Source organism: Chryseobacterium endalhagicum (assembly GCF_016745235.1).
Taxonomy (GTDB): domain Bacteria; phylum Bacteroidota; class Bacteroidia; order Flavobacteriales; family Weeksellaceae; genus Chryseobacterium; species Chryseobacterium endalhagicum.
On sequence record NZ_JAELVM010000001.1, the window covers coordinates 1,525,998 to 1,549,881 of the forward strand.

General features: G+C 39.4%; 22 protein-coding genes. 9 read left to right on the plus strand and 13 right to left on the minus strand.

What is annotated here, in order from left to right:
- The first annotated feature begins 70 nt into the window (after positions 1–70).
- From JET18_RS06640 to JET18_RS06650, 3 genes are all read left to right on the plus strand, one after another.
- Entirely contained in the window at positions 71–976 is a 906-nt protein-coding gene (locus JET18_RS06640; RefSeq protein WP_202089834.1) for a helix-turn-helix domain-containing protein, read from the plus strand.
- Positions 977–1,064: 88 nt separating this feature from the next.
- Positions 1,065–2,066, plus strand: coding sequence for an aldo/keto reductase (locus JET18_RS06645; protein WP_202089835.1), 1,002 nt, complete (start codon positions 1,065–1,067; stop codon positions 2,064–2,066).
- A 70-nt stretch (positions 2,067–2,136) separates the two neighbouring features.
- Positions 2,137–3,129, plus strand: coding sequence for an MBL fold metallo-hydrolase (locus JET18_RS06650; protein ID WP_202089836.1), 993 nt, complete (start codon positions 2,137–2,139; stop codon positions 3,127–3,129).
- A 298-nt stretch (positions 3,130–3,427) separates the two neighbouring features.
- Here the strand turns inward: JET18_RS06650 and JET18_RS06655 are convergent, their stop codons facing one another.
- From JET18_RS06655 to JET18_RS06685, 7 genes are all read right to left on the minus strand, one after another.
- Entirely contained in the window at positions 3,428–3,820 is a 393-nt protein-coding gene (locus tag JET18_RS06655; protein ID WP_202089837.1) for a DoxX family protein, read from the minus strand.
- A gap of 183 nt (positions 3,821–4,003) precedes the next feature.
- Complete coding sequence (locus JET18_RS06660; RefSeq protein ID WP_202089838.1) at positions 4,004–4,780, minus strand: DUF1223 domain-containing protein; 777 nt, start codon at positions 4,778–4,780, stop codon at positions 4,004–4,006.
- A 120-nt stretch (positions 4,781–4,900) separates the two neighbouring features.
- Positions 4,901–5,662 (minus strand): LytR/AlgR family response regulator transcription factor, encoded by a 762-nt coding sequence (locus tag JET18_RS06665; protein WP_202089839.1) that lies wholly within the window; start codon positions 5,660–5,662, stop codon positions 4,901–4,903.
- The gene (locus JET18_RS06670; RefSeq protein ID WP_202089840.1) at positions 5,643–6,659 is read right to left on the minus strand and encodes a sensor histidine kinase; all 1,017 of its coding nucleotides are present in this window, start codon (positions 6,657–6,659) and stop codon (positions 5,643–5,645) included. The genes JET18_RS06665 and JET18_RS06670 overlap by 20 nt, the downstream gene beginning before the upstream one ends.
- 300 nt (positions 6,660–6,959) lie before the next feature.
- On the minus strand, positions 6,960–7,400 hold the full coding sequence (locus JET18_RS06675) for a hypothetical protein (protein WP_202089841.1): 441 nt from the start codon (positions 7,398–7,400) through the stop codon (positions 6,960–6,962).
- Positions 7,400–8,380: a heme-binding domain-containing protein gene (locus tag JET18_RS06680; protein ID WP_202089842.1), complete on the minus strand. Its 981-nt coding sequence runs from the start codon at positions 8,378–8,380 to the stop codon at positions 7,400–7,402. The genes JET18_RS06675 and JET18_RS06680 overlap by 1 nt, the downstream gene beginning before the upstream one ends.
- A 246-nt stretch (positions 8,381–8,626) precedes the next feature.
- A complete protein-coding gene (locus tag JET18_RS06685) occupies positions 8,627–9,373 on the minus strand; it encodes an SDR family oxidoreductase (protein ID WP_228728494.1) in 747 nt (248 codons plus the stop codon).
- 104 nt (positions 9,374–9,477) lie between these two features.
- Here JET18_RS06685 and JET18_RS06690 point away from each other — a divergent pair, with 104 nt between their 5' ends.
- Positions 9,478–9,810 (plus strand): winged helix-turn-helix transcriptional regulator, encoded by a 333-nt coding sequence (locus JET18_RS06690; RefSeq protein WP_202089844.1) that lies wholly within the window; start codon positions 9,478–9,480, stop codon positions 9,808–9,810.
- A 155-nt stretch (positions 9,811–9,965) separates the two neighbouring features.
- Here the strand turns inward: JET18_RS06690 and JET18_RS06695 are convergent, their stop codons facing one another.
- From JET18_RS06695 to JET18_RS06720, 6 genes are all read right to left on the minus strand, one after another.
- Positions 9,966–12,167: a TonB-dependent receptor gene (locus tag JET18_RS06695; protein WP_202089845.1), complete on the minus strand. Its 2,202-nt coding sequence runs from the start codon at positions 12,165–12,167 to the stop codon at positions 9,966–9,968.
- 71 nt (positions 12,168–12,238) lie between these two features.
- A complete protein-coding gene (locus JET18_RS06700) occupies positions 12,239–15,052 on the minus strand; it encodes a T9SS type A sorting domain-containing protein (protein WP_202089846.1) in 2,814 nt (937 codons plus the stop codon).
- 115 nt (positions 15,053–15,167) lie between these two features.
- Positions 15,168–15,590, minus strand: coding sequence for a hypothetical protein (locus JET18_RS06705; protein WP_202089847.1), 423 nt, complete (start codon positions 15,588–15,590; stop codon positions 15,168–15,170).
- A gap of 295 nt (positions 15,591–15,885) precedes the next feature.
- Positions 15,886–18,105: an NADP-dependent isocitrate dehydrogenase gene (locus JET18_RS06710; protein ID WP_202089848.1), complete on the minus strand. Its 2,220-nt coding sequence runs from the start codon at positions 18,103–18,105 to the stop codon at positions 15,886–15,888.
- A gap of 105 nt (positions 18,106–18,210) precedes the next feature.
- On the minus strand, positions 18,211–19,320 hold the full coding sequence (locus tag JET18_RS06715) for a cadherin repeat domain-containing protein (protein ID WP_202089849.1): 1,110 nt from the start codon (positions 19,318–19,320) through the stop codon (positions 18,211–18,213).
- Between the two features lie 11 nt (positions 19,321–19,331).
- Positions 19,332–19,784 carry a T9SS type A sorting domain-containing protein gene (locus JET18_RS06720; protein ID WP_202089850.1) on the minus strand — a complete coding sequence of 151 codons (453 nt, stop codon included), beginning with the start codon at positions 19,782–19,784 and terminating at the stop codon, positions 19,332–19,334.
- A gap of 159 nt (positions 19,785–19,943) precedes the next feature.
- On the opposite strand from JET18_RS06720, the gene tpx reads away from it, so the two are divergent.
- From tpx to JET18_RS06745, 5 genes are all read left to right on the plus strand, one after another.
- Positions 19,944–20,441, plus strand: coding sequence for a thiol peroxidase (gene tpx, locus JET18_RS06725; RefSeq protein ID WP_202089851.1), 498 nt, complete (start codon positions 19,944–19,946; stop codon positions 20,439–20,441).
- 90 nt (positions 20,442–20,531) lie between these two features.
- Complete coding sequence (locus JET18_RS06730) at positions 20,532–20,879, plus strand: glyoxalase superfamily protein (protein WP_202089852.1); 348 nt, start codon at positions 20,532–20,534, stop codon at positions 20,877–20,879.
- 76 nt (positions 20,880–20,955) lie between these two features.
- Positions 20,956–21,360 (plus strand): glyoxalase superfamily protein, encoded by a 405-nt coding sequence (locus JET18_RS06735; protein WP_202089853.1) that lies wholly within the window; start codon positions 20,956–20,958, stop codon positions 21,358–21,360.
- A gap of 426 nt (positions 21,361–21,786) precedes the next feature.
- Entirely contained in the window at positions 21,787–22,998 is a 1,212-nt protein-coding gene (locus tag JET18_RS06740) for a DUF763 domain-containing protein (protein ID WP_202089854.1), read from the plus strand.
- A gap of 282 nt (positions 22,999–23,280) precedes the next feature.
- The gene (locus tag JET18_RS06745) at positions 23,281–23,871 is read left to right on the plus strand and encodes a Crp/Fnr family transcriptional regulator (RefSeq protein WP_202089855.1); all 591 of its coding nucleotides are present in this window, start codon (positions 23,281–23,283) and stop codon (positions 23,869–23,871) included.
- Positions 23,872–23,884 lie beyond the last annotated feature (13 nt).

Below are 23,884 nucleotides of genomic sequence, written 5' to 3' on the forward strand. Positions count from 1 at the left end.
ACGCAGCCTTCATGCTTTTATTTTGGCTTCAAAAATATTTTTATTGGTTTGAATTTTATAACTTAGCCATATGGAATCTAAAGAAACAATACAGGGATTTTATTTGAGAAACGGCAAAATGGAACGGCTGGGAGATAATGCTGCTTCCGGAGTAGGCCATTTTAATGTATTCTCACGCGAAAGCTGTTCGCTCATAACGCCTTACAGCCGGAGAGATTATTATAAAATTTCACTGATCATAGGAAAAGGGAAACTTCACTATGCAGACAAATGGATCTATGTGGACCGTCCTGCATTGTTGTTTTCAAATCCTGTGGTTCCATACTCCTGGGATGCTGAGAATGAGGATCAGACAGGGTGGTTTTGTTTGTTTACAGATCAGTTCCTGCAGAATGGTACCCGCCTTGGAAACCTTTTGGATTCACAGCTTTTTAAAATAGGAGGAACTCCCGTTTTCTTTGTGGATGATGAACAGCAGAAGGTGATTTCGGATCTTTTTATCAAAATGACGACTGAAATTCAGACAGAATATGTCCACAAGTATGATATGCTGCGGGCCTGTCTCCATCTTTTGATTCATGAAACCATGAAAATGCAGCCTGCCGAAAACTTTGAACCTTATCAGAATGCATCGCACAGAGTGGCGTCACTGTTTATGGAGCTGCTTGAAAGACAGTTTCCTATCGACAGCCCGGAAGCCTTTCTTAAATTAAAGACGCCCAATGATTATGCCCGAAGCCTTTCGATCCATGTGAATTCTCTGAACCGTTCCGTAAAGGAAATGACCGGGAAAACCACAAGCCAGCAGATCACCTCAAGAATCATTCAGGAAGCGAATGCACTGCTGAAACATACCGACTGGAATATCTCCGAAATTGCCTATGGACTGGGCTTTGAAGAGCCAGCTTATTTTACCAATTTTTTCAAAAAACAGACCGGGTTGGCTCCCAATGCCGTTAGAACTGCAGTTGTTTGAATTTTATAATTCTTAGTTTGAATTCTATAGCCTATCCCGTATCATCCTGTTATAATTTTGTTGTATCAATTTTAAATCACATACCATTATGAAATTCAGAAAATTAGGAAACACAGGAGAGCAGTTATCTGCAGTAGGTCTGGGATGTATGGGAATGAGCTTTGCCTACGGTCCGGCCGATGAACAGGAAAGCATCAGTACACTGCATAAAGCATTGGATTTAGGAGTGAACTTCTGGGATACGGCAGATATGTATGCCGCGGGAGAAAATGAAAAGCTGATCTCAAAAGTTTTGGTTCCCAACCGCGATAAGATCTTTATTGCCACCAAATTCGGATTCAGGTTTAAAGATGGGAAACCGAGCCACAGCGGAGCACCGGGTACTTATTTTGACGGCTCACCGGAATGGATCAGACAGGCTGTAGATCTGAGCCTTCAGAGACTGAAAATAGATACCATTGATCTGTATTATGCACACAGGGTAGATCCGAATATTCCCGTAGAGGAAACGGTAGGCGCTATGGCAGAACTGGTAAAGGAAGGGAAAGTAAAATATCTGGGATTATCAGAAGCTTCTGCAGAATCTATCAGAAAAGCTAATAAAATTCACCCGATTACAGCTTTACAGTCAGAATATTCTATCCTTACCAAAGATGTGGAAAAAGATATACTGCCAACCATCAGAGAGCTGGGAATTACACTGGTACCGTATTCTCCGCTGGCGAGAGGACTTTTTGCCAATATTAATGAAGTTCAGAATTTCGGAGACGAGGATTTCAGAAAGACACTGCCGCGTTACCAGGAAGAATATCTGGAAAATAACAGGAATTTAGCAAGAGAAATCAATGAATTTGCAGAATCAAAAGGCGTAAAAGGAACCCAGCTGGCTTTAGCATGGGTACTGAATCAGGGCGAGGATATTATTCCTATTCCGGGAACCAAACGTATTAAATACCTTCAGGAAAATATTGAAGCTGTAAATATTGACCTGTCACCCTCGGATCTGGAAATCATTGATGGTCTTCTGAAAAAATATCCTAACGTAGGCGAAAGATACACAGAAGGTTCTATGAAACTGGTCAACAACTAAAATGAAAATATTTCCGGTTTTCCATGTACAAAAAAGGGAAACCGGAAGTATATAAAATCACACATTTGATATGAACAGAAGAGAACTTTTAAAAAACGGACTGATGGCCGGAGCATTAAGTTTCGTTCCGTTTTCCGATGCTTTTGCAGGAATGAAAACACTTTCATCGCTTCCTGAAGAAGATCTTTCGGCGTTTAAAAAGATAAAACTGGGCGAGCTGGAGCTGTTTATCCTTACCGACGGATATATTCATGAAACGAATATAGATACATTTTCTCCAAGAGCAGATGTTCCTCAGCTGAAAACGCTTCTCAGGGATAATTTCCGGCCGGATACCTACGTGGATATGGCGATGAACCTGATGCTTGTAAAGACCAGAAACAGATTGATCTTACTGGATGCAGGAATGGGAATTTTCGCTGATGAAAGAACAGGTTTTCTTCTGAAAAGTCTCCAAAAAGCAGGTTTTTCACCGAAAGATATTACCGATGTCTTTATTTCTCATGCCCATCCGGACCATATTGGCGGAGTGGTAGATAAGCAGAACAATCTGGTTTTTCCTGATGCGAATCTCTTTATTTCAAAAATTGAGCACGACTTTTGGCTGCAGGCTTCCATTAAAGATTTTAAAAACAGTTTTCTGAAAACCCAGCCGGAATTTCTCAACCAGGTGATTCCGCCTATTCAGAATATCCTTAAAACCATCCGCCCGAAGCTGAAATTTTATGAACTGGACAAACCTCTGTATGAGCATTTCAGTTTTAAGCTGGCTCCGGGACACACGCCGGGACTTACTACCGTGACTATTTCTTCAGGTGATGAGAAGCTGGTATATATGGCAGATCTGATTCATTCTGATGTTATTCTTTTCCCACATCCGGAATGGGGATTCTCCGGAGATACCGACCTGGATATTGCTACAGAATCCCGTAAAAAGCTTCTCCGGCAGCTGGCAGAAACTAAAACCAAAGCTTTTGCTTACCATCTTCCATGGCCGGGACTTGGTTTTACAAAGAAAAAAGACGCTGCCTACGAATGGATTCCGGAGTGTTTTATGAATTGATAAAGATTTCAATACAAGATTCAACTTAAATTTTCTACGACATAGTTTTAATAATAAATCCTCTCATTTCCGGGAGGATTTATTCATTAAAATCCCCAACGCATGTAATATAAAGTAGAAAATGAAAAAGGAACTATTACCGGTTGGGGGAACACAATTATTGTATAGATCAGCAGGCAGGAATCAGCTGACTGAGCTTTTCTGCAAATTTTATCATAATTTACCTGAGCCGGAAACAAAAGGTGTGCGGGATTCAGAATTTCTAACTGCTAATTCGCTGTTTCCAGTCCGGTTTCTGCTATGCTTCTCCATATATAAATTCGGGAGAGTACATTTTTCTGAACATGATGTACGTTACCAAAAGCACCGTGAATGCAATTACTGCATCTACGCTGGCCGCAATACCCAGCACCGCAATTTTCGAGAAGAAAGCGAAGATAATATCGAAAAACATTCCGGCAAATACCCATTCTTTCAGTCTTAACAAACGGTTGGGAAGCAGAAGAACGATGATTCCTGACAGCTTAAAAACACCAAGGATATAAATAAAATGAGCCGGATAACCGAGCTGCCGGGTGATATCCCAAACGACAGGATTTTTAGTGAGTTCAAAGAAGCCGCTTGTTCCAAACCATAATGACATAAAAATAGCGCCTGACCAGTAAATGATTCTTGTTGTTTTTGTTTTCATTGTTTTATTATTTTAAATTGTATTGATTCTAGTAAATAAGAGTAGGAAAAACGTAAGGACACGAAAGTTTTTTCTTCGTAGCATTTTAGGATGCAGGAATTTTATCAGAGATAAAAGTGAATACCACTTATTTGCTTTGAATAATTAGCTGAAAATCTTCGCCCTCGCGTTTTCCAACAATTATTATTGAATTAAAGATTTAGAAGCCCCAGAAATCTTCCCGGTTTTCAGATTTTGGATAAACCCGATGATTTCCCAATTTTCAGAAGAAAAATTGTCAGGAAGTTTGAAATATACTGTTCCTTCAGAATGATCTTTCAGCGAGATCTGCTCCTGCTGATGAACGATCTGCCAGTGCTGCAGCCGATGTCCTTCATTTTCGCCTCCACCCACCTGCGTTGATGATTTCTTTTCAATCAGGCTGATTAATAATTTACTTTGAGAATCAGTTTCTGTAGTTTTATAACTGGCCGTAATTGTTTTCTGAGATTCTTTTGCAGAAAGGTTTACCGGTGTATTTTTAGGATCAGCCAGAACATGTTGAAGAGCGTTTTCTATCGAATTCCTGTCAGAACCCACAAGTTCTTTTTTTCCATTCACCACCAGCTGCGGCGTATAGGTTTGTGATTGAAGAAGACGGCTGTACCATTGCTGGCGTTGTGAATTTTCAGCACTGCTGAACCGGTCTTTCCATCCAAGGCGGTTCCAGTAGTCTACATGATAGGAAAGGATAAAGACCTGCTGGTTTCCGTACTCTTTTTCAATCTGCTCCATCAGTTCATCAGCTGGCGGACAGCTTGAGCAGCCTTCGGAAGTGAAAAGTTCCAGAACGGCAAAACCTTTGTTTTCAGAAGGAGACACAGGTTTTATTTTCTTAATTTCTTCTTTCTGAGCAAATGCAGAAGCAGCAAACATTAAAGCGGTGAAAGCACCTACGGATATAAGATTTTTTAGAATCATGTCTTTTAAATTTGATTCAAAAGTAGATTCCTTTCCGGGGCAAAAGAAGATAAAAAAGGGTCAGCCGGACAAAATGCAGGGCGAACCCGGAAAATATTCAGGTCTGAAAAACCGGGGATGTTAACGGTCTTCCAGCCAGGTGAAGAAACTGTGTGTTTTTTCTTTGTTGATCAGGAGTTTTTCAGGCGTTTCTATAGTCAGTTTAACCAGAATTTTACGCTGAAAATAATGCTCCATCTCTTTTATGGCTTTGAAATTGATCAAATACTGGCGGTTGATCCTGAAAAACTGTTTTCCGGCAACCTGTTCGGCAACCTGTCCCAGAGGCTGGGAAAGCTGAAACTGCTCTTTGTCAAAAGTAACCAGATGAGTAATTTCATTATGAATATAAAAATAAGCAATACTTTCGGTAGGAATCGTAGTATATTTTTGATTCTTAAAAACCAGAAAACTGCTTTTCCCTGCGGGTTGATTCATTTTCTGCAAAATAGATTCAAGATCAGGAAGTTCAGATTTGCTGAAGAATTTTTTTAATCCGTCTACTTTTTTCAGAGCTTCGGAAATATCTTCTCTGGAAAAAGGCTTCAGAATATAATCTACGCCTTTGCTTTTAAAGGCATCCAGCATATATTGATCAAAAGCAGTGCAGAAAATAATGGGGCAGGTGATCTCAACAGATTTGAAAATCTCAAATGAAAGTCCATCCGAAAGCTGGATGTCCATAAAAATAAGGTCCGGCTTTATATCTTTTGATAAAGCTTCTACGCTGGCTTCAATACTGTCATAAATTCCCAGAATTCTGGATTCAGGCTTTAGATCTGAAAGTAGGTTCTGCAGGGATTTTGCGGCCCTGAACTCGTCCTCAATGATGATGATATTCATGGATCAAAGGTAATTTTATTTGGAATATTTTTTCGTCTGAATAAATTTCTATTTCCCGCTCCAGCAGATGGCTGAAACGCATTTTAATATTGTCAAGTCCCACACCTAAAGATTCTTCTGCCGCGATTTTCCGCTGAACAGGATTTTCAATAATAATTTTATCTTCAGAACTGTAGATTCTGATGTGAAGCGGTTTGCTTTGCGATACAATATTGTGTTTGATACAGTTTTCTACCAAAAGCTGTAACGTAAAAGGAGGAATAAGGGTTTTAAGATCTTCAGATTTTAATTCGTTAGAAAATGAAATTCCTTCACCAAACCGGGCTTTTTGTAGAAAAACATAAGATTCTATGATGTTCATTTCTTCCTGAACTTTAATGAGGTCTAATTTTCTGCTTTCAAGGGTAAATCTGTAAAAATCGGAAAGCTTAATGATAAAATCCACCGTTTCAGAATCACTGGTTTCTGCCATTGATTTTAAGGTATTCAGACTGTTGAAAAGAAAATGAGGATTAACCTGCTGTTTCAGCAATTCATACTGGGCGCCCAGATTATCACTTTTAACTTTTTCCAGTTCAAGCTGTACCTGCTGACCTGCGTAATTATTCTGCAACAGCGTCAGGAACATATAACAGACAAGATTGATCAGTATACCTCTAACCTCGATCATCAGCATGACAGGTCCAAAATTAATATGCGACAAAATAAGCTGCTGGATCCATGCCAGACCAAACATAATTACCATTCCGAATGCCAGTACAGTCAGCAGCCTTGAATAAGAAATATGCTGCCTCCGTTCGCCTGCATTACGATTAAACAGATAAATGTTCAGATACCACATGATAACAGAAAATGCTGCTGTAATGGCTGAGTTTACGGCTGCTTCTTTCCAGTTGAATTCATGGGAAGCCAGCTGGGGAACTGAAGATAAAATTCCCAGAAAGAGGGAACTTATCCAAATCACGGCCGGTGAAATTTTTATTTTTTGCTGCTGCATGGAAACGGTGGATTTTAATAAGTGAAATTAGGGTTTTTTAACTGAAAAGAGTGATAGTGAATGATGAATGGTGAATGGTGAATTCGCTTCGCTTGTGAATTTATTCGTTGGAAAATTGACAATTGACTTTGCGTCAGCAAAAATTGACCATTCACAACTCTTCAATGTCAAAGGAGAATTGTGAATTCGCTTCGCTTGTGAATTTTATTCGTTGGAAAATTGACAATTGACTTTGCTTCAGCAAAAATTGCCCATTCACAAAAATATCCTGAAACTGAATTCTTCAGCTTCAGGATATTTTTAAGGTCTCATAACAGGTTTGTAACTCATCATATAGTGTATCCGCTCCTCTGTACTGATTGGAACAGGTTCTTTTCCTGATGTATTTTGGATTTTGTAAGAAGTTTTTCCGTTATTATCTATGTGAAGTGTTTCTATACTTAATAAATCACCTGTGATGGTTCCCCCGATATATTGTGGATTGTCATGGTATTTCCAAGTGACCAGTTTAATGACGGAACCATTTCTCAGCTGCTGATTTTCATTCGATAGCGAAAGAAAAGCCTCCTGATTTCCATACAATGCTGATGATGTTTCTTTTTTTGTATTTAACGAAGTGGAAATAAATTTTAAATTTCCCGGATCAAAAACAATACGTTTTAAATCTTTATCCGGCTCGTCTATTTTACAGGCGGTAAATAAGCTGCAGATTGACAGGATGATGAACAGTGCTTTTTTCATTATTTCTCAAGGTTTTTAATTAGTCTTTCAGTGTTAACTTTCATAGGTACATCAAATAAATAGCCTGTTTTTTCGGCCAGCTGGCGGTGGCAGGCAATACAGGATTCTTTTGCAAACGAAGCGTTTTTTCCTGTTGGATGAAGATCCGGCCCTGAAAACTTGGCAAATCCCCAGCCTTCCGTATCGGTGTATTTTTTGGCATCTTTTACCATGAACTGGGCATTAACAAATGCTCCGGCTCTTACTTCTCCGTCAGCTAATTGTTCCTGCTTCCAGACCGATTTTACAATAATGCTTCCGTCCGGCCACGGGTGAAAATTTTCTGTTTCAACCGCTTTTACAGCAATATCATTTCCATAAATCACCCGGATGGAATGATCGAAGAGAGTGCTCATACTGATCACTTTCCAGTTTTTAAAATCGTCTGTATATTTTACTCCATTGGGAGAAACTGGAAATTGGGCTGGAATATTATTTTGGCTTGCTTCTATGGGCTGGTGCGGATCATTTTCTTTTTTTGCCGAAGCCTGGCTGGATAATGAAAGCGTGTATTTTCTGATGGTTTCAATATCATTTTTTGTAATTTTTGCCGATGGATGAAGTAAAGTGTACTCATGAAGCGGCATTTTTCCACTCTGCATCATATTTAAAACAGCATACATTTTCCCCTGATGTTCTCCCGGAGAATAATTCCATTCTGAAAAGTTTAAAACTTCCTTGGCTCTTTTTACATCTTTGTTTACCGCCCATGAGATAGGTGCTATTTTGTCGTACCAGCTCAGGTTCTGCTCATTGGAATGGCAGTTGAAACAAGAATTTTCCAGGATGGCGAGAACTTCACGGGGGGCTTCAATCTTTTTTGCGACAGGCTTTCCTTCCGGAGAAGGGTTGAAAAACTGTAAAATTATCAATACAGCCATAGCTGCCAGAAACAGGAGGGCTATTGGCTTTACTGCTCTTTTTTTCTTTACTGAGTCCATATTATATTATTTTTTATGGCTCAAAAGTAGAATCATCTGCCTTGTTTTGAAACGGAAAAAGGGGTGAAGCGGACAAAGTGGTGGGGGAAATGGGAAAATTGAGGAGGGAGAGTATTGGGGTAGGTTGCAGATAGTAGGTAGCAGGGATTAGGGATTAGGGATTAGGGGGGAGCGTAAATAAGAATGGATGAGGGTATTCGGGAACTTTCCTCATCCATTTTCTGGCTTTAATCCCTCTTTTAATGTTTATAAACCTATTCCTCCGTCAATAATAATTTCGGTTCCTGTGATAAAACTTGAAGCAGTATGGTCAGACAGATGAACCACCAACTTGGCGACTTCTTCAGCGGTGCCCAATTTTTTTAAAGGAATCTGGCTGATAAGATAGTCATCAAGGCCCTTTAAAGTTTCTTCATCAAGTCCGGCTTTGCTCATGATTTCTGTTTTTATAGGTCCCGGACTTATCATATTGACCCTTATTTTTCTTGGAGCCAGTTCAGCAGCTGCAGTTTTAGCAATTGAATTTAATGCTGCTTTGCTTGCCTGATACACAGAGCTGTTGGGCTTGTAAGTGGACGCTACAATTGATGATAGAAAGACTACGGATGCACCGTCATTAAGGATCGGAATAAATTTGTTCAGGGTAAAATAAGCGCCGCGGAAGTTGATGTTCATGACTTCATCAAAATTCTGAACACTCATATTTTCAATGGAAATCAGACCTCCTGTAATACCTGCATTAATGAAAAGAATATCCACTTTTCCAAACTGTTTTTCTACTTCACTCCTTAGAAGATCAATGTGGCTAAGATCAGACTGGTCTGCCACAAAAGGTATGGCTCCAAGTTCTTCGGCTGCCTTTTCTACAGCCTCTTTTCTTCTTCCTGTGATGATCACCCGGGCACCTTCAGCAATAAGCTCTTTTGCTGCTGCATATCCTATTCCGCTGTTTCCGCCTGTTACGATGGCTACTTTGTTACTTAATGTATTCATTGTTGTAAAATTTTTTGACAAAGTTATTTCAAATTGGTATACTTTTGTAATCAGTATAACAGAGTATACCAGTATCATGAATGATATCACTTAACTTTGCACTTATGGAAAGAGACCAGACCGAAGAACTCAGAGCCCTGCAGGATACCCTCTATTTTATTGGAGGAAAGTGGAGAATTCCTGTCATCAATTCAATCTGTAACGGACACAGACGCTTCCGCGAAATCGAAAGAAGCATTCCCGGAATTACCACCAGAATGCTTTCAAAAGAGCTGAAGGAAATGGAAATGAATAAACTGCTGAAAAGAACCGTATATCCCGATACTCCGGTTTTAATAGAATACGAACCTACGGAATACTGCAGGACATTCGGGAAAATTATTGGGGAAATGATCAATTGGGGAAGAGAGCACAGAAGAGTGATTGTGGAGGGGTAGGTGGCAGGTAACGGGGATTAAAAGATTTGGGAATGTCAATAAATATAAATTTAATTTTCTAAGGTATAGTTTCGAAAAATCCTCTCAACAATGAGAGGATTTTTTAACTTCTTGTAAAACTCTAAAATTGATTTGATCAACTAAATCAAAAAAGATTAAAATCTATACTTCACATTGAATCCGGTAAAGAAATAAGCTTTGCTGGGACCGGGATTAACATCGGTATAAACAGCAGAGTTGTTATACTGATTATCCATATCTGTATCATTAATGCTGTTTCCGTAAAACAGGAAGGTATAATTAATCTGACTGGTTAAATTATTTCCAATAACAAATACATCAACATCGAATTTATTAAAAGTATGTTTATAACCTATTTTAGAATTGAGCAGTCCAAAGCTTCTCACTTTGTTTGAATTGGCAAAATCCGTGTAAACACTTCCCATAAAATTATAGGTATTCTGCCAGTATAAACCCATTCTGGTGTCAAAATCCAGTCCTAAAGTAAATTTTGTTTTAGGTACGCCGGCAACATTTTTATCGTCATAAACATTGACGGCTGCCGGAAGGCCATGCTCTTTCAGATAAGTGCTGAATCTGGAGTATTTAAAATCATTATAGGTATAGCTTGCAAAAGGCTGGATTTTTGAAATAAATTGATTTTCAGTTTTGTAAGAATAACCAACGCTCATTTCCAGTCCTTTGTTCTTTTGATCTCCTGTATTTGCCCAATAAGAATATGGGGTTCTTTCCGCATTGTCTATAGTTCCTCTCAATTGGGTCAGCTTATCTTTAATATGAATGCTGAACAACGAGAACTGATAATCTATAGAGGTATTCCTGATCAGTCCCTGAATGCTGAAGTCCCACATTTTAGCCTTTTCTGCACGAAGATTATCGTTGGTTGTATTAAGACCGGTTGTAAAAGAAGTGGCAGAAGTGGGTGCATTATACCCTTCGCTGTAGCTGAAGTTAAAGATCTGGTTTTTCCAGGTTTTCTGCAGCGCAAAATGAGGAGTTGCCACCATCTTGAACTTCTTGTCAAAAGACAGGTCTTTGTTATAAAGGTCTGTACCTTTTATTAAAAATAAGCCAGGTAAGGCCAGTAAATCTTTCCTGTTGTAGCTGATCTGATTGAAGCTGACTCCGGCGAGAAACATCAGATCCCAGGGCTTGTATGTCAGTTTTTCAACGATGAAATAATTGGATTGGTTGTTGATGTTGTTGAAGTAAGAACCATCATACAATGGCCTTAAAATGGGGGCTTCTGTACTATTTACGCTTTTAAACCGATAATTGGATATGGTTGAATTAGATTGCTGTATTTCAACTCCGAATTCAGTCTGGCTCCTGAAATGATTCCAGTCTTTGTTCAATACAAATACCGATCTGAGGCCGTAGTTTGAGGCAGAAGATGTTTCAAAGGCTCCTGCAGCGATCCTGTCTCCCGCAGTACCCGTGTAAAAAAGGGTGGTATTGTTACTCAAAAATTCATTGATCTTCCAGATATGGCCAATTCCCGCTCTGGAAGTAACGAACTTGGTTTTTGCCCCTCTTCTGATATAGGCAAAATTACCATTATCAATCCCTTTATAGTAGTCATCATAGGAAATCTGCCCTGAGACCTGCTCTAGCGAATTCCCGTGGGAGGCCAATAAAGTAACCGTTTGATTCTGATTCAGCTTAAATTCTCCGTTAATATTGTAAAAATTCTTAATGCTTTTTCCGTGGGGACGGTAGCCGTCACTTCCAATATGGCTGAAATTAGCTGTCAGAGAATGGTTTTCCCCCACACTTGTAGCGGATGTAGAGCTTTGAAACAGTCCAAAAGATCCTGTATTAAACTGTTCGGAAACAGAATTTCCTTTTTGGGTTTCAGGTTTGATGTAGAATCGGACGGCACCTCCTGAACCGCCGCCATACAGCGTTGCCGCAGGACCTTTTATTACATCTATATGGTTGACTAAGCCAAAATTGACATCGTCTAAAACAGTAACACCGTCTGCACCGGTAAGAGGCATATTGTTCATGTATATTTTGATGCCCCAGTTATTGAATTTCTGATCGTTTCCGTATCCTCTCAGTATAATTCTCTGGCCTCCGAGCTGGGTTCTTTTTTCTACCTGTACCCCCGCCATGGTATTGAGACTCTGCTCTATGAATGAAGGATTATTGCGGTTGATTTCATATTCGGAGATGATTTCTGTAGATTGAGCATGCTTTTTAAATTCTTCCCGTTCTTTGGTAACTTTTGCTCTGGCGTGAATTTCTATTTCTTCAATATTTTTATCATGTTCCTGTGCATTTGCGAATCCTGTTATCGATAGGAATAACACGATGATGTAGTTTTTTTTCATCAATCTTGAATATTAGAAAACAACAAAGTAACAGGGATTACTTTGTTGTTTTTATTTTTAAATTTTATCTCTTATTTTCTTACGATCACAGAAGTATGAATGATGGCTCCATTTTGCATGGCCTTCAATACATAATCGCCCTTACCCAGGCTTTCAATATTAAATTCTTCGTCAGACTTTACATTCTTTTTTGTGAGTACCAGTCTGCCGGATGCATCATAAATTTCAATGTCCGAAGCCTTTCCGTTTTCAAGCTTTATATGCACCGGGCCTCTTGTAGGATTAGGATATACCTGGTTTTTAAGAAGTGTATTCTGGACATCATTTGCAGATAAAACCGGATTGGTAACCTTGGTTGTAAAAGCTCCTCTTCCGTAAGTGACAGCCAGAATGGTTTTATCAGAAGGGCGGTAATCAAAGTGATTCACTTTAAATTTGCCTAAACCGTCAGAGTATAACGCCCATGTAGGTGAAGCGGTCTGGAAATTAGAGGTTCCCCATACTCCGTAATAAGTTCCAAGGATCACTTCATTATTGTCATGAGGATTCATGAAAATAGCTTTTACAGGAATGTCAGGAAGATTCCCTTCTTTGGAAACCCATGTGGTTCCACCGTCTGTACTGTAAAATACACTTGTTTTGTTGAAATTGGAAACCGTGACCATAATTTCATTTTCAGAAGCACCTAGTTTGATGTCAGAAATATAGCCTCCGAAATTATAATTGATTGTAGTAGTAGCGTGAGCAGCATCGGCATTGGTAACCTTATATAATTTCCCTGAAGACAAACCAATGAAAAGAGTAGTGCTTGCGGTGGTGTAAGGGGAAACGAAAATATCCGTTACAAATTCACCTGCGGCCACAGTGGCTATGTTAATCTGGGATCTTACCAGGTTCAATGGAGTACTGGCCAGCCCGCTTATTCTGTTTAATACAATGGAAGTGGCACTGGATGCATTGGCATTGGTGTAGGCAATATCCAGATTTCTGTCAACAGCCAGCGGATTTATAAATAGTCCGGCATCTCTCTGGGCTGTAGCCAGAAGATAATATCCTCCCTGGGCATTAAAAATAATATGGTAGTTATTAACATAAGATGCAATAAGGTATTTATTCTGGTCATCAAAAGCAGTATAAGCACCGTCTCCACCATATACTTCTGAACTGGTATAGAAATTATTGGCTAAGACAGCTCCTGAAAGTTTTTTTGTACCGTTATCCTGGGCACCCAGAATCATTTCTTCATTTGCAGAGGTAGCAGAAGGGTTTAAGGTACCGTGATAAAACTGAGTTACATTAAACCGCCTATTTCTAACCTGTACAGCAGCAGCTGCAGCTAGATTCGTTTTATCTGCAGCAAAGAAAATACCTCCGTCGTTGCCCATTACAAACTGGTTGGGATGGGCGGGGTTAAATACCAGGGCATGCTGGTCTGCATGTACCAGAGAAATGTTCGTATTGTTAAGGGCATTATTATTTGACCATTTGGTGTATTGCGTCCATGTTGCACCTCCATCTGTACTTTTGTAAGAATCTATTCCTCCTACATATACATGATCATCATTGGCAGGGTCGGTTTCAAGAACTAAATCATAGAATGCCTGGCCTCTTGTAAAATCATTATCAGGCTGGCCTGTATCTACCGGATTGGGCAGTGTGATGCCTGATCCTGCGGTATTGGTAGAGATCCATGTGGTACCTCCGTCTGTAGTTTTTACAATTCTTACCGGTTCTGCACTTGTTGCCCCCTGCATCAATGCATAAGCTTTTAAAGGATTGGTGCTGGAAACTTCTACCATCACCCTTGAACTGTTGTTCCCTACATTATATACATTGGTGAACGTAGCCCCATGATCGGTAGATTTAAAAATTCTTCCACCGGAGGTAGAACCGCTGAAACTGCTCCGTCTTGTAGATACCCAGATGGAATTGTCGGAACCTACTTCTATGTCCTGAATATCATATCCTCTTGTAGCGGTAGAAAGCAGGCTGTTTACCAGGGTAAAGTTTGTGCCGTCAGTAGATTTATATAATCCGGCTTCATTTAGCCCTGAAAAGGTTCCTGCATCTCCGAGATAGGTTCCTGAAACTCCGGCATATACTTCGGATACCCCATTATTATTGACCACTTTTATGGCAGGGACGTTATAGATTCCTTTCTTTACCCCATTGGATGCATATCCGCTTTCCGTATTAAATACCTGCTGCCATGTGGAGCCGCCGTTCGTTGTTTTCCAGATCCCCAGGCCGCTGAAATCTCCGGTTTCCACTTCTCCGGTTCCCACGTAAAAAATCTGGGAATTATTAGGATCCGAAGTAATGCATGATACTGTGGTATTGGACCAGAAGGCGTCCACAAGTGTCCATTCAGAATTGGCATTGGTGATATCATTGTTAAACCATAATCCTCCTGAAACACCTCCTGCCCATACTTTTTTGCCGGTAGGGTCGTTCGGGTCAAACATGATGCCCCTTACTCTTCCTCCTGTATCATACGGACCTCTTTCTATCCAAAGATTGGTAATATTCTTACTGGCCTGGCCGCCGCCGGCACCGTTGAATAGTTTTAAGCTCTTGTCAGGCCGGAATTTGCCGTTTTCGACCTTTTTTTCCAGCTCTATATAATTTTTATTGTGTACCGTTCCGGTTTCAGGGTCCATCGTGGCAATGAAATCCTGTAAATAATATTCATCCGGTGGTTTTTGATGATTTTGTTTAGCGAGCTGAACATTTTTTTGATAGGTGCTGGTAATGTCCTGAATGTGCTTCAGATACTTTTTATTGATTTTTGATCCCTTGCTTCCTGTACTTTTTGGCACTTCCTGTGCATTTAAATACAATGAGGCAATAGTGAATCCTATTCCAAAAATTAATTTTAAATTCATATACATTTTTTTCTTTCGTAAAATATGAATTTTTCAAATATTTTCAGAGAAATCTTATTTTTTAATAAGAATGGTGTTTGTTTAGTTTTTTATTCCTTTATTTTTTGAGTTTTGTTTATTTTTTATCATTATTTTTAGTCATAAAGTTTATTTTTTGTTTTACCTGTTTCTTGTTTTTTAGATTCTCAGAGACCAGATATGCCATGTTAAGATCAAATATCTGATTCAGTTCTGAATTTTCTGCGTTACCATCTTCATTTACCGTTATATGATCAGGGGATTCCGGTTGATAGGTTCCCTGCAGATACAATAGGCTGTTTTTACTTTCCTTTTTCAAGGGAATTTTTACAGTTCCTGCCAATAAATAGCTGGGTTCTATTTTTGAATTTTTTTTTAGGGTTATGCTGAAATTTTCTGTCCGGGATCCTCTTACTCCTCCAAGGTCTGTGGTATGAACTGCTTCAATTAATGTATAACGCTGGGCAGAACAGCTGCTGCCGAAACTTAATAAGATTAAAATGTAAGTAAGGATTTTCATATTGATGATTTTTTAAAGCAGGAATATACAAAAAACCTGTTTGGCAGATAAGATAGAAATTTTTATAACCGGGCCTTAACAGTCTGGGTTGAGATACAGGTGGGAATGTGGAAGTTACTCTTGGACAGTGAAAATAAAGCAAATGCTTTTAAATGTATTGAAGCAGCTTTAAAAACTAATACAATCAAGCTGTATTCTTACTTGCTTTTCTGTTGAAGGCTTTGCATGACCACCCTGAAAATACAAACAAAAAAGCCCCTTAAAAAAGGAGCTTTTTATTTATATCAAACAGAAATTAAATTCCGTCAATGATTTCATTCAATACCGTGCTTGGTCTCATCGCTGCATACGTTTTGTACGTATCCGTTTTGTAGTAACCGTCAATGTTCTGAGGTTTACCCTGAGCGCTGATTAATTCTTCGTTAATCACTGCTTCACTTTCCTGAAGAGCTGCTGCAACCGGAGCGAAATGAGCTGCTAATTCTGCATCAGCAGTCTGGTTAGCTAAAGCTTCTGCCCAGTACATCGCTAAATAGAAGTGAGAACCTCTGTTGTCGATCTGGCCTACTTTTCTTGCAGGAGATTTATCGGTTGCCAAGAATTTAGCGTTAGCTTCATCTAATGCATCAGCAAGAACCTGAGATTTAGTATTTCCCTGCGTCTGAGCCAAATGCTCTAAAGAAGCCTGAAGTGCTAAGAATTCCCCCAAAGAATCCCATCTCAGATACCCTTCTTCCAGGAACTGTTCAACGTGTTTTGGAGCAGAACCTCCGGCACCTGTTTCAAATAATCCACCTCCGTTCATCAATGGAACAATGGAAAGCATTTTTGCAGATGTACCTAATTCAAGAATTGGGAAAAGGTCTGTTAAATAATCTCTCAACACGTTTCCTGAAACAGAAATAGTATCTTTTCCTTCTCTTGCTCTTTTCAGCGTTTCAGTCATCGCATCTTTTACATCAAGAATTCTGATGTCAAGACCGTTTGTATCGTGATCCGCAAGATATTTTTCAACTTTTTTAATGATTTCTCTGTCGTGTGCTCTTCCTTTGTCCAGCCAGAAAATAGCAGGAGTATCAGATAATCTTGATCTGTTTACTGCCAATTTCACCCAGTCCTGGATGGGAGCATCTTTAGTCTGACACATTCTGAAGATATCACCTTTTTCTACTTTCTGAGAAAGAAGAACGTTTCCGGCTTCGTCCTGAACTTCAATCGTTCCCTCTGCTGATGCCTGGAACGTTTTGTCGTGAGAACCGTATTCTTCAGCTTTCTGAGCCATTAAACCTACGTTCGGAACAGAGCCCATTGTAGTGGGATCCAGTTTTCCGTGCGCTTTCATATCATCAATTACAGACTGATAGAAACCTGCATAAGAACGGTCCGGAATAATGCATACCGTATCTTCTTCGTTTCCGTCCTTGTTCCACATTTTACCTCCGCCTCTTACCAAAGCAGCCATAGATGCATCAACAATGATGTCAGAAGGAACGTGGAAGTTGGTGATTCCTTTATCAGAATTTACCATAGCCACTCTTGGTCCGTTGGCCAAAGCCGCTTCAATATCAGCCTTGATCTCAGCTTCCTGAGCATTTCCTTTGATTTTTTCGAAAAGATCTGCAAGACCGTTATTTGGATTAATATCTAAAGATTTGAAGGTCTCAGCATATTTTGCGAATACCTCTTTGAAGAAAGTTTCCACGATAGCCCCGAAAATAATAGGATCGGAGATTTTCATCATCGTAGCTTTAAGGTGAGCGGAAAGAAGTACGTTTCTACTTTTAGCCTCATCAATTGCTTTTTGAACAAATGTTTTCAATGAGTTTAAATTCATTACAGAAGAATCGATTACTTCTCCGGCCTGAAGACCTGCGAAATCTTTCAGTAAAGTTTCAGCACCGTCGTTACCTTTGAATGTAATTTTGAATTTTGTAGCATTGTCTACCGTTGTTGAAGTCTCCGTTCCGTAGAAATCTCCTCCATCCATGTGAGCTACATCGGTTTTGCTGTCAGAAGCCCAGTCACCCATTCTGTGAGGATTGGCTTTTGCGTAATTTTTAACAGCTTTCGGAGCACGTCTGTCAGAATTTCCTTCTCTCAACACAGGGTTTACAGCACTTCCTAAAACTTTAGCATATTTAGCTTTGATCGCTTTTTCATCATCATTCTTCGGTTCTGCAGGATAATTTGGAACTGCGAAACCTTTAGACTGCAATTCAGCAATCGCTTCATCCAGCTGAGGAGCAGATGCTGAAATATTGGGTAATTTGATAATGTTTGCATCAGGCTGAGTTGCTAATTGACCCAATTCCGCCAATGCATCACCAATCTTCTGGTCATCTTTCAAAAACTCAGGAAAATTAGCTAAAATTCTTCCTGCCAAAGAAATATCCGGAACAGCAATTTCAATGTTTGCCGATTTTGTAAAAGCTTTTACAATAGGTAAAAACGAGTGTGTTGCCAACATTGGAGCCTCATCCGTAAGGGTGTAATAGATTTTTGATTTGTCTGACATTATACTGTTATTTATTATTTGATTTTTTAAGACTCACAAATTTACTAAATATGATTGTTTTATGAAGGTATTTTGCATAAAAAAAGAGGCTTTTGCCTCTTTAATCTATATTTGTGTAATGGTATAAGTTCCGGTAGCATCAAAATTGATGTTGAACTCAATTTTAAAATTCTTGGCAGTGGAAGTGAGATTGGGAATCATAATCGCTGTGCCGTCGATATCAAAATTTCCGTCACTCAGATTGTCTCCCAGAACTTCAGTGCCTGTAGATCCTCCGGGAGAAAGAGCAATAGTGAATCCCGTAAAATTGGAGGAAGTTACACCAGTCAGGTTAAAAGAAAACTTGCCTGTTGTTGGATTATAGCTTAACGGAGAAGCTGTTGGAGAACCGGAACCTGTAGTGTTTAAACTAACGCTGGGGCTGAAATTAAACGTTCTTACAGGATTTCCGGGGAAGTTTGTGATTTCAATCTTATAAAATCCATTCGAAGAAATATTATAATTGCTTCCGTTCAGAACCAGATTACTTTGGCTGTCTGAACCGTAATTTTGAGCACTGGCATTCTGCGCCGCAATGAACTTAATCTGCGAATTGGCGGGCAGGTATTTATAGCCTACTTTGCTTCCTGCATTTCGCATCAGATCTGCGGAGGTGGCTGTGAAGTTATTATAACTTCCATACATATATAAATTGGCAGGTAATTGGGAGCTGGAGCCTGAAGTCGTTGGTAAGCTCAATGTTCCGGAATCATTTACACTTAATGTATAATTGGTTCCATTCGGAGAAACCAGGGTAATGCCCTGTCCCGCGCCTGTAACCACCGTTTTACTCACCTGTGCATAAGGAACACTCATCAGCTGGTTCACGCCGACATTGGTATAATTGGAACCGCCCTGAGGATCAAGCTCCACTTTCACAAATTTGGTGTTGCTGCCCCAGTTTATTCCCCCAAAAGCTCCTGTTGAAGGGGTTCCCTGACCGATATTAAGGTTTACCAATCCTTTGGCATTGGTTGTTTTATTGTGAATTTCAGTATACAAAACAGGTCCTGTAGCCGTATTTTCCAGGATGCTGATCTTTAAAGATACATTTCCGTTGGCAATAGGAGCTCCTGAAGCATTAAATGCAATAGTCTGATAAGTGAAAGCCTGTGGAACCTGGGCGCTTAAGAGGGTGGCCAGAAACAGACCGATTGATGTGTAAAGTTTTTTCATGTTTTATGTTTTTAAGGGTTTTTAATAATTTTAATAGGTTTAATATCAGGGTTTTTAAAAGAGATCATATAGATCCCGGAATTCAGGCTGCGCAGATCAAGTTTTCCGCTGTCCAGTTTTGCTTTCAAAACCAATCTTCCGGCCGTATCATAGATCTCAGCTTCCTCAATTTTAGAGTTTGAACTGAGCGTAATGTGAACAAAATCGGTGGTAGGATTGGGATAGACCTTCATCTGTTCTTTTTCAATTTCTTTAACGCCTAAAACCTGTAAAACAGTTTGGAACAGCATTCCCATCGTCCCGGAATTCGCTTGATCCGGATCCGTAGGAATTACATAAATTTCTCCTACGGAATGCACGAAATTGGCGTCAGAAACCGCTCCGGAATTGATATTTCCGATCACAGACTGAGCGAAACCAAAAACCGGAACCCCAAAGAGAAGGAAAGTAATTTTTTTTCGCATGATTTATATTTTTTGGATAGCGAATATAAACAAAACTTCGATATAAAAATCACTGGATGTGGATAAGTCTTTTTATGTCTGTTTTAAGAATTATTTAACCTTTATTTGTCTCCAGAAACTTTCTATTTTAAGTAAATTTGAAAAACTAAAAAAATAAGTATGTCGAATATTACATTAAAAGGAAACGCTGTAAACACAATAGGAACTTTACCATCAGTAGGAACTACCATTAAAGATTTTGCTCTGGTAGATTCAGGTTTGAACGTAAAAACCCTTGAGAGTTTTGAAGGAAAGAAAAAAGTATTCAATATTTTCCCAAGTATTGATACACCTACGTGTGCATCTTCAGCCAGAAAGTTCAACGAAGAGGCTTCAAGTCTTGATAATACAGTTGTGATCAATGTTTCTAAAGATTTACCTTTCGCATTGGGAAGATTCTGTGCTGCTGAAGGTTTGAACAACGTAGAAACACTTTCAGATTTCAGAAGCAGCTTTGGGGATGACAATGAATTAACCATTGCAGATTCTCCGCTGAAAGGACTTTTAAGCCGTGCTGTTATCGTAACTGATGCTGACAATAAAGTAGTTTATACAGAGCAGGTTTCTGAGATTGCAGATGAGCCTAATTACGAAGCAGCTCTTACTGCCTTAAAATAAGATCTGAAAATAAAATTTTTATAAAAGCCTTGTGAAGATTTTGTTTCGCAGGGCTTTTTTGTCCGTAAGAATTTCTAAATCCGATTTAAGATGATTAAAAGAATTGTAGCCAATATAAAAACAGATGACCTTTCAAAAGCAGACCTTTTTTATAAGGATATTCTGGGTCTTGACATTCTGATGGATCACGGATGGATCAAAACTTTCGGAAATAATGAAGAAGCAAAAGTTCAGGTGAGCTTTGCCACTCAGGGAGGGAACGGTACAGAAGTTCCTTTGCTGTCCATTGAAGTGGATCATATGGATGAACTCTATGAAAAAATACAGCAGGCAGGTTTTGAAATCACTTACGGAATCACAGACGAAGAATGGGGTGTACGCAGGTTTTTTGTAAAAGACCCCTTTGGAAACCTGATTAATATTCTTGAACATCAATAATTTTGCATAAGCCATAAGCCATAAGCCATAAGCCATAAGCCATAAGCCATAAGCCATAAGCCATAAGCCATTTACTATGAAAGCAGAAAAAGTCATCCCTATCCTGAGGATTTTTGATTACAGGAAAACATTAGAGTTTTATATAGACTGGCTGGGTTTTGAGATCGAGTGGGAGAATCATTTCGAGGAAAATACCCCCGTTTATATGGAAGTGAAAAAAGGAAATATTATCCTTCATTTAAGCGAACATCACGATGACGGAACACCCGGAAGCAAGGTGTTTATCTGGTGCGAAGGTGTTGCAGAATATCACAAAGAACTGATGGATAAGAAATATAAATATAACTACCCAGGATTGGAAAAAGCGTTTTACGGAGCCGTTTCATTTACAGTCCATGATCCGTTTGGAAATAAAATCATTTTCAACGAAGAATTTGATGAAGAAAAACATAAAGACCTTGAATTCTGTTCTATTCATTAATATTCAATAGGGACGGGCTTTAGCCCGTTCTCAAAGAAAACCAAACCCGGATTTTGTTCAAACCACAAATATATTCAATAGGAATGGGCTTCAGTCCATTCATGCATAAAAACAACCATCCAGGGCTTTAGCCAAAATAAATTTTCAGGAAATAAAATGGTGTTCACAGAGAATTTACAAAAAAAAAATAGATTGAATTCGTTCTCCCAACTGAAATATTCAATAGGAATGGGCTTTAGCCCGTTCTCAAAGAAAACCAAACCCTGATTTTGTTCAAACCATGAATATATTCAATAGGAATGGGCTTTAGCCCATTCTAAAAAACAGCAACAAGCAACAACCCCAATGGCTTTAGCCAAAACCTAACAAAAGAAACAGATGATCCCAATCATTAAAAAATAATAATACGATAACTACCTTTGTATCATGAAACGTTCAGGAACTGCAGATTTACCATTACACTACGGAAAGGTACCGCCCTGGCTGTACGAGCGTATGTCTGTCCTCGGGCTTTCCATTATTGAAGTGATCCTGATGGATTACGGGAAAGATGAGGTGCTCCGCAGGCTTGCAGATCCGTTCTGGTTCCAGAGTTTTGGAGCGGTTATGGGAATGGACTGGCATTCTTCCGGGATTACGACCTCCGTAATGGGCGCTTTGAAACGCTCCATCAATCCCAATTCGCAGTCACTGGGTCTTTATATCTGCGGTGGAAAAGGAAAATTTTCAAGAGAAACTCCTGCAGAACTTATTCAGATTGCCGATAAAACAGGGTTGAACGGCCATGAACTGGTAAAAGCCAGCAAACTTTCTGCAAAAGTAGATAATACGGCAATTCAGGATGGCTATCAGTTGTATCTCCATAATTTTATTTTATCAGACAATGGAAACTGGAGTGTTGTACAGCAGGGAATGCATGAATCGGATGGAACGGCGCGGCGCTATCACTGGCACTCAGGAAATATCAAATCATTTATTGAAGAACCTCATACGGGAATTAACGGCATTTCCAGAGGAAGGATCCTTAATCTGACTGATGCTGATGCTTCAGAAAACAGAAAAGGAATTCTGGATATTTCCCACACGGATTCTATCGATGTCATGAAAGATTTTTCAAGATTGATTCTTCCTGCGCATCACGATGTACAGGCTTCAGATGTTGATTTGAAACGGCTCGGAGCTCTTTTGTATGTCACGCGTGAGCAGCAGCCTCAGAACTTTGAAGACCTTTTAATGTTGGAAGGGGTTGGTCCAAGAACAATGCAGTCGCTGGCGCTGGTAAGTGAAGTGATCCATGGAGCGCCTTCACGTTTTGCCGATCCTGCCAGATTTTCCTTTGCACATGGAGGAAAAGACGGACATCCTTTCCCGGTTCCCACCAAAACCTATGATGAAAGCATCAATATCCTTAAGAAAGGAATTGAAAAGTCCAAACTGGGTAATTCCGACAAACTGAATACGTTAAATAAGCTGCACCAGATTGTAGCAGCCACCGAAAAAGATTTTATTCCTGATTTCGACATTCAGCAGGTGATAGAAGAGGAAAGGCAGAATTCGTGGCGTTTCGGAGGAAAAACTGTTTTCGGGGATGCAGAACCTCCTAAGCCCCCAAAACCGATTCAGCTTTCTTTATTTTGATCTACCGATAATTTATTTAGCTTCAGTTCGGGTTAAGAAATGATGCTAAGAACTGGATGTAAAACGAAATATCCGTGTCAAGGTTTTAAACCTTGACACGGGTAGATACGTATTCTCTGGTAAAAGAATCAAAAGTGTTTAATTATTTAGAAAGAATAAAAACAATCATTCACAAGTCTTTAAATCCGGCTTTTTCAATGTGTTTGGTCAATTTGTTTAATTTTTTTCATTTCTGATTCAATTAAAAATGATATTTTTAAAGCCTTAAAAAACACCGACACAATGACCAGCAAAGCCTTACAGATTTGTTATGATTTCCCTTTTTTCCTCGATGAAGAACTTGATGAAATATTTCAGGCTCATGAAAAAGTATCGTTCCAGAAAGGAGATATTATTCTTGAAGAAGGAAAAACAGCCAATGAATATTATATTCTGGAAAAAGGTCTGGCCCGTTCATTTGTCAACGATTTCAACGGAAACGAAGTAACCACCCATTTTTTTGCCGATAATGAGATCATTATTGAAGTACTTTCGCTTTTTCAGAGAGTGCCGTCTCAGGAGAATATTGTCTGCATTACAGACTGTGAATGCAGGAGATTCGATTATGAAACATTCCAGGAACTGTTCCACAAAATACCCAATCTCAGGGAGTGGGGAAGATCATGGATGTCCAAAGAGCTTTTTGCCTACAAGCAGCGTTCCGTGGAAATGTTTACCCTGTCTGCAACCAGACGTTACCTTAATCTTTTAGAGCAGAAACCGCAGGTGGTACAGTTTGCCCCGCTGAAGCAGATTGCCTCCTATCTGGGCGTTACAGACACTTCTTTAAGCCGTATCCGTAAAGAAATTGTTTCCCATTCAAAGAAAAATTAAATCTTGTCTTATG

What these genes read in the sequence shown, in the direction of transcription:
- tpx (WP_202089851.1), top strand. Translation starts at nt 19,944, where the DNA reads ATGTCGAATATTACATTAAAAGGAAACGCTGTAAACACAATAGGAACT.
- JET18_RS06670 (WP_202089840.1), bottom strand. Translation starts at nt 6,659, where the DNA reads ATGCAGCAGCAAAAAATAAAAATTTCACCGGCCGTGATTTGGATAAGT.
- JET18_RS06690 (WP_202089844.1), top strand. Translation starts at nt 9,478, where the DNA reads ATGGAAAGAGACCAGACCGAAGAACTCAGAGCCCTGCAGGATACCCTC.
- JET18_RS06680 (WP_202089842.1), bottom strand. Translation starts at nt 8,380, where the DNA reads ATGGACTCAGTAAAGAAAAAAAGAGCAGTAAAGCCAATAGCCCTCCTG.
- JET18_RS06660 (WP_202089838.1), bottom strand. Translation starts at nt 4,780, where the DNA reads ATGATTCTAAAAAATCTTATATCCGTAGGTGCTTTCACCGCTTTAATG.
- JET18_RS06685 (WP_228728494.1), bottom strand. Translation starts at nt 9,373, where the DNA reads ATGAATACATTAAGTAACAAAGTAGCCATCGTAACAGGCGGAAACAGC.
- JET18_RS06705 (WP_202089847.1), bottom strand. Translation starts at nt 15,590, where the DNA reads ATGAAAATCCTTACTTACATTTTAATCTTATTAAGTTTCGGCAGCAGC.
- JET18_RS06700 (WP_202089846.1), bottom strand. Translation starts at nt 15,052, where the DNA reads ATGAATTTAAAATTAATTTTTGGAATAGGATTCACTATTGCCTCATTG.
- JET18_RS06730 (WP_202089852.1), top strand. Translation starts at nt 20,532, where the DNA reads ATGATTAAAAGAATTGTAGCCAATATAAAAACAGATGACCTTTCAAAA.
- JET18_RS06695 (WP_202089845.1), bottom strand. Translation starts at nt 12,167, where the DNA reads ATGAAAAAAAACTACATCATCGTGTTATTCCTATCGATAACAGGATTC.
- JET18_RS06710 (WP_202089848.1), bottom strand. Translation starts at nt 18,105, where the DNA reads ATGTCAGACAAATCAAAAATCTATTACACCCTTACGGATGAGGCTCCA.
- JET18_RS06735 (WP_202089853.1), top strand. Translation starts at nt 20,956, where the DNA reads ATGAAAGCAGAAAAAGTCATCCCTATCCTGAGGATTTTTGATTACAGG.
- JET18_RS06715 (WP_202089849.1), bottom strand. Translation starts at nt 19,320, where the DNA reads ATGAAAAAACTTTACACATCAATCGGTCTGTTTCTGGCCACCCTCTTA.
- JET18_RS06675 (WP_202089841.1), bottom strand. Translation starts at nt 7,400, where the DNA reads ATGAAAAAAGCACTGTTCATCATCCTGTCAATCTGCAGCTTATTTACC.
- JET18_RS06650 (WP_202089836.1), top strand. Translation starts at nt 2,137, where the DNA reads ATGAACAGAAGAGAACTTTTAAAAAACGGACTGATGGCCGGAGCATTA.
- JET18_RS06665 (WP_202089839.1), bottom strand. Translation starts at nt 5,662, where the DNA reads ATGAATATCATCATCATTGAGGACGAGTTCAGGGCCGCAAAATCCCTG.
- JET18_RS06655 (WP_202089837.1), bottom strand. Translation starts at nt 3,820, where the DNA reads ATGAAAACAAAAACAACAAGAATCATTTACTGGTCAGGCGCTATTTTT.
- JET18_RS06740 (WP_202089854.1), top strand. Translation starts at nt 21,787, where the DNA reads ATGAAACGTTCAGGAACTGCAGATTTACCATTACACTACGGAAAGGTA.
- JET18_RS06720 (WP_202089850.1), bottom strand. Translation starts at nt 19,784, where the DNA reads ATGCGAAAAAAAATTACTTTCCTTCTCTTTGGGGTTCCGGTTTTTGGT.
- JET18_RS06745 (WP_202089855.1), top strand. Translation starts at nt 23,281, where the DNA reads ATGACCAGCAAAGCCTTACAGATTTGTTATGATTTCCCTTTTTTCCTC.
- JET18_RS06640 (WP_202089834.1), top strand. Translation starts at nt 71, where the DNA reads ATGGAATCTAAAGAAACAATACAGGGATTTTATTTGAGAAACGGCAAA.
- JET18_RS06645 (WP_202089835.1), top strand. Translation starts at nt 1,065, where the DNA reads ATGAAATTCAGAAAATTAGGAAACACAGGAGAGCAGTTATCTGCAGTA.